Source organism: Caldisalinibacter kiritimatiensis, from assembly GCF_000387765.1.
Taxonomy (GTDB): Bacteria; Bacillota; Clostridia; order Tissierellales; family Caldisalinibacteraceae; genus Caldisalinibacter; species Caldisalinibacter kiritimatiensis.
The window spans coordinates 1-11,395 of the sequence record NZ_ARZA01000153.1 but is presented as its reverse complement, the minus strand read 5'-3'; the positions used below and the strand labels follow the sequence as shown (position 1 = coordinate 11,395).

At 28.4% G+C, this 11,395-nt stretch carries 10 protein-coding genes; 5 read left to right on the top strand and 5 right to left on the bottom strand.

Annotated features, from left to right (window positions below; translation table 11 throughout):
• The first annotated feature begins 84 nt into the window (after window positions 1-84).
• Both L21TH_RS07260 and yjbM read left to right on the top strand, forming a co-directional pair.
• Window positions 85-1,779 carry a methyl-accepting chemotaxis protein gene (locus tag L21TH_RS07260; protein ID WP_006312817.1) on the top strand — a complete coding sequence of 565 codons (1,695 nt, stop codon included), beginning with the start codon at window positions 85-87 and terminating at the stop codon, window positions 1,777-1,779.
• Window positions 1,780-1,931: 152 nt separating this feature from the next.
• Window positions 1,932-2,729: a GTP diphosphokinase gene (yjbM, locus tag L21TH_RS07255; RefSeq protein WP_006312816.1), complete on the top strand. Its 798-nt coding sequence runs from the start codon at window positions 1,932-1,934 to the stop codon at window positions 2,727-2,729.
• 83 nt (window positions 2,730-2,812) lie between these two features.
• On the opposite strand, the gene L21TH_RS07250 is transcribed toward yjbM, so the two are convergent.
• The 5 genes from L21TH_RS07250 to L21TH_RS07230 all read right to left on the bottom strand — a co-directional run bounded on the left by L21TH_RS07250 (window position 2,813) and on the right by L21TH_RS07230 (window position 7,699).
• Window positions 2,813-4,168 (bottom strand): YjiH family protein, encoded by a 1,356-nt coding sequence (locus L21TH_RS07250; RefSeq protein ID WP_034429654.1) that lies wholly within the window; start codon window positions 4,166-4,168, stop codon window positions 2,813-2,815.
• Between the two features lie 178 nt (window positions 4,169-4,346).
• Window positions 4,347-5,078 carry a hypothetical protein gene (locus L21TH_RS07245; protein WP_006312814.1) on the bottom strand — a complete coding sequence of 244 codons (732 nt, stop codon included), beginning with the start codon at window positions 5,076-5,078 and terminating at the stop codon, window positions 4,347-4,349.
• A gap of 57 nt (window positions 5,079-5,135) precedes the next feature.
• Window positions 5,136-5,918 carry an ABC transporter permease gene (locus L21TH_RS07240; protein ID WP_006312813.1) on the bottom strand — a complete coding sequence of 261 codons (783 nt, stop codon included), beginning with the start codon at window positions 5,916-5,918 and terminating at the stop codon, window positions 5,136-5,138.
• 3 nt (window positions 5,919-5,921) lie between these two features.
• A complete protein-coding gene (locus tag L21TH_RS07235) occupies window positions 5,922-6,725 on the bottom strand; it encodes an ABC transporter permease (RefSeq protein WP_006312812.1) in 804 nt (267 codons plus the stop codon).
• On the bottom strand, window positions 6,722-7,699 hold the full coding sequence (locus tag L21TH_RS07230) for an ABC transporter ATP-binding protein (protein ID WP_006312811.1): 978 nt from the start codon (window positions 7,697-7,699) through the stop codon (window positions 6,722-6,724). Before L21TH_RS07230 ends, L21TH_RS07235 begins: the two co-directional genes overlap by 4 nt.
• A 184-nt stretch (window positions 7,700-7,883) precedes the next feature.
• Here L21TH_RS07230 and L21TH_RS07225 point away from each other — a divergent pair, with 184 nt between their 5' ends.
• The 3 genes from L21TH_RS07225 (at window position 7,884) to L21TH_RS07215 (ending at window position 11,198) form a co-directional block, all read left to right on the top strand.
• Complete coding sequence (locus L21TH_RS07225) at window positions 7,884-8,417, top strand: nucleoside phosphorylase (RefSeq protein ID WP_081627930.1); 534 nt, start codon at window positions 7,884-7,886, stop codon at window positions 8,415-8,417.
• A 367-nt stretch (window positions 8,418-8,784) separates the two neighbouring features.
• The gene (locus L21TH_RS07220; protein WP_006312809.1) at window positions 8,785-9,885 is read left to right on the top strand and encodes a phosphoadenosine phosphosulfate reductase domain-containing protein; all 1,101 of its coding nucleotides are present in this window, start codon (window positions 8,785-8,787) and stop codon (window positions 9,883-9,885) included.
• Window positions 9,886-10,121: 236 nt separating this feature from the next.
• The gene (locus tag L21TH_RS07215) at window positions 10,122-11,198 is read left to right on the top strand and encodes an HNH endonuclease (protein WP_006312808.1); all 1,077 of its coding nucleotides are present in this window, start codon (window positions 10,122-10,124) and stop codon (window positions 11,196-11,198) included.
• Window positions 11,199-11,395: the final 197 nt, after the last annotated feature.

Below are 11,395 nucleotides of genomic sequence, written 5' to 3'. Positions count from 1 at the left end.
ATTTAAATAAATAAAATGCAGTATTTATGCGAGTTGTAGAGTTCTGCAACGAGCTATAAATACATAAAACAAAGGGGGATTCCTGTGAAATTAAATATTAGAGCTAAGATTTTAGGTGGATTTAGTATTATACTTATTATAATGGTTTTAGCAAGTGGATTAGCAATGACAGGTATTAGTACTGTAGAAAAAGAATATGGTGTTGTGGTGAATAAAAATTTACCAGTATCCCAATTAGTTTGGAAAATTAGAGCAAAAAACTTTGAACAAGTAGCATCTATTAGAGCATATATGATATACAAGGACAAGAAGTACACTGATAAATTTTATTCAATAAATGAAGAATTAGGTTCTATATATGATAATATAGAGTCATTAATAGAAACTGATAGTTCTAAAGAAATGTTGAATCAAATAAAAGAAGCTCATTCAGAGTATAAAAAAGTAGCAAAAGAAGTATTTAATTTAGTAGATAATGGAGATTTAGAAAAGGCTATAGAGGTTGGAGAAAAGGGAACTCAATACGTACAGATAATTCAGAACTTAACTGACGAGTGGATAGAATGGGTAAATCAATACAACAATCAAATAAAAGCAGATACTAATAAATTAATAAATAATAGAAAAGTAACAAATTTTATAGTAGTCACTTTAGCTTTTATTATAAGCTTAATAATTGGAATATCTTTAAATAGAAACATATCTAATCCTTTAATTGATTTAAAAACTTATGCTGGTACTATAGCTAATGGAGATTTAACTAAACATATTGCTAAAAAATATCTTAAAAGGAAAGATGAAATCGGTGATTTATCAACTGCTTTAAGTAACATGCAAGTGGATATTAAAAACCTGATAAAAAAGGTAAAAAGCTCTTCAAGTGATGTGTCTCATACTTCATCTATGCTTTCTGATATATCAAATCAGACCAGTACAGCAGTTAGTGAAGTTGCAAGAGCAGTAGAAGACATAGCACAAAGTGCTTCACAACAAGCAACCGATTTAGAAACAGGTTCAAGCAATTTAAACAAATTAGCAAGTAGTATAGAAACTGTATTAAATGATACATATAAGATGAATAATGCTTCAAATAGCATGAATGAATTAAGTAATACTGGACTTAATAAGGTTAATACTTTAGTTGACAAGACAAAGATATCTCAAAAAGCAGCGAATCAAATTAGTGAAATAATTTTAAATATGAATAATTTAACAAAAGAAATCAGTACTATAACTGATACTATAACAGGTATTTCAGAACAAACTAATTTATTAGCTTTAAATGCAGCTATAGAGGCGGCAAGGGCTGGTGAAAGCGGCCAAGGGTTTGCAGTAGTAGCTGAAGAAGTAAGAAAGCTAGCTGAACAAGCAGCAGCTGAAGCAGAATCAGTAAAAAAAATAATTGAAAATATACAGAATCAAGCAGAAAGTGCTGTTAATACAATGGGAGAAGTAAGTAATATAACAAAGGAACAAGATACAGCGGTTGCTGAAACAGAAAAAATATTTAAAGATATATCTAGTTCTATAAGACAGTTAAGTAATTTAGTTCATGAAGTTAAAGAACATACTGATGATATGAAATTTAAAAAAGATGAAATAGTAGATATGATTAATAATATTTCAGCATTATCACAGCAAACTTCGGCTACTACAGAAGAAGTGTCAGCATCAACAGAAGAACAGCTAGCAACGGTAGAAGAAATGTCATCGCAAGCAGAAATGTTAAATGAACTAGCTAAAAACTTATTTAATGACATTAATAAATTTAAAGTTTAGTTACTTATAGGCTATCACCCCTTGAATACACCTAAATTAACTCTTGACACTAAATAAGTAAAAATGTAAAATATATTTTTAAAATATGGTATGATTTGTTAGAATATATATGGAGATAATACACAACAAAACGAAAGGTGAGGGGTCTGATAGTGATAAGAGACTGGAAAAAACTACTTATACCTTATGAACAAGCAGTAGAAGAGCTAAAGGTAAAGTTTAAGAGTATAAGAAGTGAGTATAGAAGAACAGGTCAATACTCTCCTATTGAATTTGTAACAGGAAGAGTTAAAGAAATATCAAGTATTATAGACAAAGCAAAAAAGAGGGGAATTCCTTTAGAAAAAGTAGAGGAACATATAGAAGATATAGCAGGGATTAGAATAATGTGTCAATTAGTTGATGATATTGAAAAGGTAGTAGATATAATTAGAAAACGTGATGGTAAAGATATGGAAATAGTAGAAGAGAGAGATTATATAACCAATATGAAAGAAAGTGGATATAGAAGTTATCATATAATAATAAAGTATCCTGTTCATACAGCTTTTGGAGAAAAGGAAGTATTGGCTGAAATTCAAATTAGAACATTAGCAATGAATTTTTGGGCAACGATTGAACACTCTTTAAACTATAAATTTGAACGTAATATTCCAGAGAATATTAGAATACGTCTAAAAAGAGCAGCAGATGCAGCCTTTCTTTTAGACAAAGAAATGTCTAAGATAAAAGATGAAATAATGGATGCACAAGAAGAATTCAGAACAAGATCTACCCTTATAGAGGAGATAGTAGGAAAGATTCAAGATTTATATATGTCTAACAAGATAAATAATATAGATTCAATTCAAAGGGAGTTTATAAGTTTAAGGGAAGAAGGAAATATAAACGAATTAAGAAACTTTAATAAAAGGCTAGGAGCACTTTTAGAAAAACACAGGATATATTAGGAAATAACAATAGAATATAAATAAAAAAGGGACTGCTTACTAATGATATAAAATCATTGAAAAAGACAGTCCCTTTTTTATTTCTAAAATATTAAATGGGCAACAAAGACAATTATCGGTAAAGTAATAAGGGTACGTTCAATAAATATTACTATTAAATCTTTTAAAGAAACGGGTATTTTAGACCCTAGAAGTAACCCACCAACCTCAGACATATAAATTAGCTGAGTAACAGAAATACATGCTATAACAAATCTAGTTAATTCACTTTTTATTGATGCTCCTATTACAGATGGCAGAAACATATCTGCAAAGCCTACGATAAGTGTCTGAGAAGCTTCATGTGCTTCTGGTACATTTAATAAATTTAGTATAGGAATAAAAGGTAACCCTAACCATTCAAATATTGGTGTAAATTCAGCTAATATTAAAGCAATAGTACCCATAGCCATAACTATAGGTGTTACACCTATCCACATATCAAGAATATTTTGTATACTCTGTTTAATAAGCTCAATTAAGCTATCGTTTTTACTAGCTTTTTCTACTGCCTTTTCTAATCCCCATTTAAAAGTAGAAACTTCCTTTGGAATTACTTCTGAATCTTCCTTTTTTAAGTTATTCAAATATGTGTCAGGTTTTCTTGATAAAGGTGGAATACGTGGCGTTATAATAGCTGCAACTATTCCTGATAAAAGTATAGTTAAGTAAAAAGGAACAAACATGTGTCCAAGATTAACTTGGGATATTACTACTAAACTAAAAGTTATTGAAACAGCAGAGAAGGTTGTTCCAATAACAGCCGCTTCTCTTTGTGTATAATAGCCTTCTTGGTATTGCTTGCTTGTAAGTAAAACCCCTATAGTTCCATCTCCAAGCCACGATGCTATACAGTCAATTGCAGAACGACCAGGCAATGTAAATATAGGACGCATTATTTTAGTAAGTAATGCACCGAAAAATTCTAATAAACCAAAATCTAATAATAAAGGTATGAACATACCTGCAAAAAGAAAGACAGAAAACAGTATAGGCAATAAATCATACAATAATAGACCACCTGTATTTTCAGACCATATCCATTCAGGTCCTATTTTAAAGAATGTCATAACTACAAATACAGCTCCTAAAACTCGAGCACTAAACCATAATAAAGACACATTAAATAGTGAATTTAAAAATCTATTCTTTAAGATTATTCTAGGTATAAATATTTTTGCTATTAAAGTACCTAATACAGCAAAACATATGATGATTACCATAACCTTTGGTATTATGCTGTCTAAAGCCTCTAATACAAAAGATGAAAGTATTGCAATAGGAATAGTAACTTCTCCATTATATAAAATAGGTGTCATAAAAAATAAGACTCCGATTAATGATGGAATGATAAACTTAGATAAATTACTTAGCGAATAATTACTCATTTGTTTTTTCATAATCAATCTCCTTTGCATGAATATATATACACAATAATTAATTATAATACATATTTTCTAAATTGCAATAGGTAAAGATATAATAGAAATATATAGGCTTTTAAGAAAATTCTAAAAACAAAGAGTAATTAAGCAAAAGAAAAACTCCCACCGTATATAGGCGAGAGATTAATTTTGATTATCCAAATATTCCTACGGTTTGGAAAAATGGTACAAATTTCTTTCCATTCCATTCTAACGATGTTTGAACATAGCCTAAGCCATCAGCGTTATATCTACCAGCTATTCGTTGTAATGCATATAATTCATATACTCCATCTCTTTGAAAATCTATAGGGTAAAGACCTCCAAGTGGGTTTACCCATCCTTCTATAAGCTCTTTAAGCTTTCCATCCTCATCATATATCTCTGATAAATATTCTTTTCCTTTATATCTGATATCTATAATATATTTCTTTGATTTATCTTTAGGTGTAACTTCAACTTGATAAAAATCTTTATATATGACGTTGTATTGATATTTTTCATTAAACTTTTCATGGTCAAAAATTTCCTTAGGTTTATTATTTACAAATGAATAAATATAATAAAATGCTAAACCACCACTTCCACCTGAATCAATACTGACTAAGATATCTTTAACTTTATCTCCAGTAAAATCACCTAAAAAGATAGTAGGATTATATCCTGCATTATCCTTTAAGGGTATTCTAGTAAATCTACCTGTTTTGCCATCTTGAATTATTAAGGTTATATTGTCTGTAAAGGGACTTTCTAAACCAGAAGTTTTTTCTCCAACTAAGTAAACATTATCTATAACTCTATCTCCATTTACATCTCCACGTTTAAAATCTAAAATATATATCTTATTTTCCACTTGATTAAAAAAATGAGGTGGATAATAATACATAAAATCATCTCCTAATAAACTTATTATTAGTATAATATGAGTTATTAGGAGATAGGGTTACGAACCAGTAGACTTATAATGCTTCACCCCAAAATTCCATATTAGAATACATGGAATAATAAAAAGCATACCTAATAAAGGGGTAATCATATATAAAACACTATTTCCTTCTACCTTATCGAGTATAAACATAAGAGGCAGATAGTTTACTGTACCAAAGGGAATGACAAAGGTAAAGAATTTCTTTACCCAATCTTTATAAATACTCAATGGATATTGGGATATTTCCCTTCCTCCATCAGTAAATATGTTTATAACCTCTAGTCCTTCTGTAGTCCAAAAGCATAAAGTAGCACCTAACATAAATATTCCTGAAAATATAACTACTCCGCTTATGCTCATTAATACAAGGGTAATTATTTTGTAAATATCCCAAGCTACATCTAAATTAGTAATAGAAAAAATTAATACAATTATACTTTGTAAAAGACGACCAATTCTAGTAAATTCAAATTTAGAACCAAGGACTTGAAGTATCGTTGAACGGGGTCTAACTAGGATTCTATCAAAATCACCATTAACTATCATTGATGAAAAAGTATCAAAGCCCCTTGCAAAACATTCACTTAACGAAAATCCCATATGAATAACTCCATAGCATAAAGCAACTTCATATATAGACCAGCCACCTATAGTGGGAAATCTCTGAAATAGCAAGAATATAGATACAAAAACTAAGAAGGGAACAAAAAATTGTCCAACAGAAAGCAGAATAAATGATGTTCTATATTCCATTTCACTTTTAAAGAGTATAGACATATATTTAAGGTATAATTTCATACATTAGCCCCCTTGAACTACAATTCTTTTTAAAGCCTTGTTCATCCATAGTTTACCTAGAATAACTAATAAAGATATCCAAAGTATCTGTACACCTATACTTATTAAAGCTTCTGTTATACCTATATTACCAGCATATATCCTAAAGGGGAGGTCAGAGGTATATCTAAAGGGTAAAATATATACGATTTTCTTTAGTGTATCTGGCATTAAAGGAACTGGAATTAACATACCTGAAAAAAACTCTCCAAAAACTGCAAAAACTAAAAATGAGCCTGTTGGAGATAAGGTATAAAACATTGAAATATATAATAGCATAGAAATTGCTACAATTAGTATTAATCCTAATATCAAGGTTATTAGAAATAGAATGAACGAAATAAAATCAGGTGGTAAAGAAAAATTATATGGTGAGGGCAATAAAAATGCTACAAATATTATTGGTATACATCTAAGGATTGCACCTGATAGTCTTTGAGCTATAAGCTTTGCATACCAAAAACAATAAAGGTCAGTTGGACGACAAAGCTCATAGGCTATATTACCCTTTATTATATGATTAATAAGCTCATTGTCCCTAATCCAAAGCATAATAAACATTAAAAAACTTTGTTGCAACCATACAACTTGAACCAATTCTCTAAAGGATATGGGCTGTGGTATTTTAGTACTATTATAAAAGGCTTGAAATATCATTATATACATAAAACCCCAAAAGAATTGAGTTAACACTCCTGCATATGCAGCAACCTTATACTGTAGCCCCTTAAGTAATCTCATTTTAAATAAAGAGTAATAAGCTTTCATATTTGATACTCCTTATATAATTCAACTATAATTTCTTCAATGGGTCTGCTGTCTACACTTAAATCAATATTTTCTAATTCTTTAGATAAAGAGCTTATAACCTCTGAAGCCTTTATCTTATCTAAATCAACAGATAGAGTTAGTCTTTCCGTTGATTTTGATAGAATAGTTGTACCTTCGATGTTTATATCTTCTGTATTTTCCTTAAAATCTACAGTTAGGGTTTTGTGAGTTGCAAACCTATTTTTTAGCTCTGTTAGGGAACCGTCGAGTAAGATTCTACCTTTGCCTATGAGTATGATTCTATCAGCTAGTGCTTCAATATCACTCATGTCATGGGTAGTTAAAATGACAGTAACATTTTTTTCTTTGTTTATATTTTTTATAAAATTACGGACTGCTATTTTGGAAACTGCATCTAGTCCTATGGTAGGTTCATCTAAAAATAAAATCTTTGGATTGTGTAGTAGAGAAGCTGCTATTTCGCATCTCATTTGTTGACCTAGACTAAGTTGTCTAACGGGAGTTGTAAGTATAGAAGATATATCTAAAGTAGATGTTAATAAATCTAAATTGTCTTTAAAAACTTTAGTAGGAATTTTATAAATATCCTTAAGTAAATGAAAAGAATCAATGACTGGAACATCCCACCAAAGTTGAGACCGTTGACCAAATACAACTCCTATATTTTTAACGTGATTTATTCTGTTCTTCCAAGGAGTTAGTCCAAGTATGTTACATTTTCCACTATCGGGAACTAAAATACCGCTTATAATCTTAATGGTAGTGGACTTGCCAGCACCATTAGGTCCTATGTAACCAACAATTTCACCTTCATCAATTTTAAAAGAAACATCTTCTAGGGCTCTAACGGTTGTATATTTAGGATTAAACAAAGACTTTACCGCAGCAAAAACCCCAGCATTTCTTTTAGAAACTTTGAAGGTTTTATTTAAGGATTCAACTTCAATCATTTTTGACCTCCTTTGTAAATGAGAGTATTAAATTGTAACATAATTACAGAAGAGATAAACATTATATATTAACTAAAAGTGAATGTCAAATAAATATTTTGAATTTTGCCATTGTTTTTAACTATAATTGAAGGATATTGAGCATACAGCATTTAACTATATATAGAAATGAGTTAATAGAACCATATTTCATCCAGGAGTTGGGGCACCTTTAGCAGCAGGACTATTAGAAGAAGTCATAGCTTTAGGAGCTACTAAATTTGTTGCATGTGGAGGAGCAGGGGTACTGGATAGCTCTATTACAGTAGGACATTTGTTATTACCTTATGCAGCAGTTAGGGATGAAGGAGTTTCATATCATTATGTTTCACCAAGTAGAGAAATAGAATTAAATAAACAAAGTGTTGATACTGTAGCTAAAGTTTTAGATAAACATGAGTGTGAATATATGAAGGTAAAAACATGGACAACAGATGCATTTTACAGAGAAACAGTAAACAAAGTCAAAAAGAGAAAAGAAGAAGGCTGTTTAACAGTAGAAATGGAATGTGCTTCTTTGACGGCAGTATCTAAATTTAGAGATGTTAAATTTGCACAGATACTATACGCTGGTGATGATGTCAACTGTGAAGAATGGGATGATAGACATTGGAATAGTAGAACAAAGATAAGGGAGAAGATATTCTTCTTTGCAGCAGAGGCTAGTTTGGAGTTGTAGTGAAAGAGGAAAAATGATTTGAATAATGGTATAGGTTTAGTGTTAGGCAATATATTTTCAAAATTATATTAACTAAAAATTAAATATAATAATGTATGTTTTTATAATCAATAAGAATATTTTTTTTACATTGTACATATGTTGAAATATCAGAAAACTATTATTATGGTGTTATAAAATAGTTATTTGTTTTCATTTGTTATGTTAATACAAGGTAATAAGGAGGTGAACTAAAATCTTTTTACAAGAGTAAACTAAATATTTTATTGTTAATATATACTCTAAAATTAAGATAAAACAGTTCAATTAAATTGTAAAGATGTATTATAAAATTGTCTATATTCTGTGTCTATACAAGGGGGATATAATGAAGAAAGTTAAACATATAGTATCCTTTAGCGGAGGTAAAGATTCTACATGTATGTTGCTTAAGATGATTGAAAATAATATGCAAATTGATGAAATAATTTTTTTAGACACAGGAAAAGAGTTTGAATCAATGTATGATCATATAAAAAAAGTTGAAAAGGATATTGGCAGAAAAATAACTAGGCTTAAGAGCAAAGAATGTTTTGAATATTACTTGTATGAACATCAAGTAAAAAAAAGAATTACTACATGGTTGAAAAGCAAATATAATATTAAAAATAAACACGAACTTAAGAAATTTCTTGAATCATGTAATTATGATGAATTACTAATAAAGTTAATCAAAGTTAGTTTGGAGAACTTATACAAAGAAGAGAAATTAATACAAAATGGTTACGGATGGCCAAGTAAAGGCAATAGATGGTGTTGCCAAAAGTTTAAGAAGCAGCAAATATCATCATATGTAAAAAAGAAATATCCAAGTGAAGATTATAAAATAATCGAATATCATGGTATAGCATATGATGAGAGGAATAGAAGCAAGAAAAATAAAGAGAAAGAAATAAGGTATCCACTTATCGAAAAATGGAAAATAACTGAAAAGCAAGCATTACAATATTGTTACAAAAGAGGTTACGACTGGGGAGGTTTATACGAAATATTTGATAGAGTTTCTTGTTGGTGTTGTCCATATAAGAAAATTAATGAATTAATGAATTTATATATTTATTACCCAGATAAATGGGATAAGATTAAAGATATGGATAAAGAAAGTTTTAATGAATTTAAAAACAAATATTCATTGCAACAATTAGAAGAAAGATTTAATAAAGAAATAAAAAAGGAAATTGAAGCAGTGGTAAAAGAATTAAGAAAAGTATACATTTTTAATCATGAATATTGGGATGATAAGCTTAAAGAAATAAATGAGAACAAAGATATTCAATTAAAAATGAAAAGAATCAATTATAATTTAGATATAACAGTTAGAAAATTTAACGAGGATAAGAGAAAAATTATGTATCATTTGATTGAAATAATTTTAGGACAAAGTAATGAATTCTTTAATCTTCTTATAAAGATTTATCTATTAGGATAACTATTGTTAATCTCATGTGAATTAACAGTTTAATATTTAACTTAATATATTTTGTAAAATGATTTGAATCCTATAATATTTAGGATTCTTTTTTTATTCTTAATAATCTGTTACAAGCAACTAAAATATTAGATGAAAAAAATTCAAATAAAAGAAAATAAAGTATGCATGGTATGTATGTAAAAGTACAAAAAATAAATAATAATTAAATATTTTACAAAGGAGAAGGTCAATATATGAGTAAGCAGTTAAATTTAATGGCTTACAAAAATGCACTTTTAGGAAATCAAAATTCATACAAATTTGCATTAGGTTTAGCAATAATAAATACAATAAAAAGTGATAGGAAAATTTCTTATACTAAAATTGCAAAAGAAATTGCAAGATATTATTTTAAGCATCATTTTATATATAAAATTAATGAGACTAATAATCTAAATCAAAAACCGATTGTAATTACAATTCTAGAAGAATATATGAAAATTAAATATGGTAAAAAAATAATCCCAACGAAGCTAACAAATAATGATTTAGACAATTTATCAATATATTTAATTGACCCTTCTAAGATGAAATGTAAAGTTAATGATTTAGAAATAAAGAAAAAGTTGAATAAACAAGGTTTTTTTTATTATACATTACCATGTTGGCAGCATGCTAGTAAAGAAAATGGAAAAAAATATTACAGTTATAAACAAAAAGATGAAAATGATTATTTTAGTTACGATATAGACGAACAAGAAATAGTTATTACAGATAGCTTTTATAAGCTTATAACAAAAGAGAAAGAATTGCTTAAATATATAACAGTTACCGAATGGGTAAAATTTGCTGAGAAGTTTAATATAACTCCTCGATTATATCAAAAAATAAGCTTAGATAAACCAAAAAGAAACAATCAAAAGTTTAGAGAGTTATTTGATAATATTAAAATTTTAGAAGGAAATATATGTTATATATGTGGTGAAAAAATAATCAGAAAAAGAGAAAAAACTCTCGACCATGTTATTCCCTTTTCTTATGTTTATTCTTGTGAATTATGGAATTTAGCAACAGCACATAAAACATGCAATAGTAGTAAAGGTAACAAGATAGGAAGTCCTAATATGATAAAAAAGCTAATAAGAAGAAATGAAAATCTATGGGAACTAGACGATGATATCCCAGCTAAATATAAAAAAAAGTATTATAAGTATTTTAAAAATACCTTTAATTGTAAACAAGATATTGCTATTAGAATACAAAAATTAGTACAAGATTGTAAAGAAGCTGGTTTTCAACAGATGAAAAGTAAACGAGGTCAGATACTATGACATGACAAGTGTTTTCAGACAAAAAAAAAGGAACACTTAAAAGATAGTTTGACTATCTTTTAAAAAAAGAATCTGTAAAAAAACTTTGTGCTTTTTGTGCTTAAAGATAAGTCAGTTCCAATCTGACAAAAATTAATTACACTGAAATGAATTATATTTTATATGGATTTTGTTTATAGAGTTGCCAAAGTTGTAAG

Bases quoted from the DNA above. Each gene is read 5' to 3' on its own strand.
- L21TH_RS07245 (WP_006312814.1), bottom strand. From the start codon at position 5,078: ATGTATTATTATCCACCTCATTTTTTTAATCAAGTGGAAAATAAGATA.
- L21TH_RS07240 (WP_006312813.1), bottom strand. From the start codon at position 5,918: ATGAAATTATACCTTAAATATATGTCTATACTCTTTAAAAGTGAAATG.
- L21TH_RS07250 (WP_034429654.1), bottom strand. From the start codon at position 4,168: ATGAAAAAACAAATGAGTAATTATTCGCTAAGTAATTTATCTAAGTTT.
- L21TH_RS07230 (WP_006312811.1), bottom strand. From the start codon at position 7,699: ATGATTGAAGTTGAATCCTTAAATAAAACCTTCAAAGTTTCTAAAAGA.
- L21TH_RS07220 (WP_006312809.1), top strand. From the start codon at position 8,785: ATGAAGAAAGTTAAACATATAGTATCCTTTAGCGGAGGTAAAGATTCT.
- L21TH_RS07215 (WP_006312808.1), top strand. From the start codon at position 10,122: ATGAGTAAGCAGTTAAATTTAATGGCTTACAAAAATGCACTTTTAGGA.
- L21TH_RS07235 (WP_006312812.1), bottom strand. From the start codon at position 6,725: ATGAAAGCTTATTACTCTTTATTTAAAATGAGATTACTTAAGGGGCTA.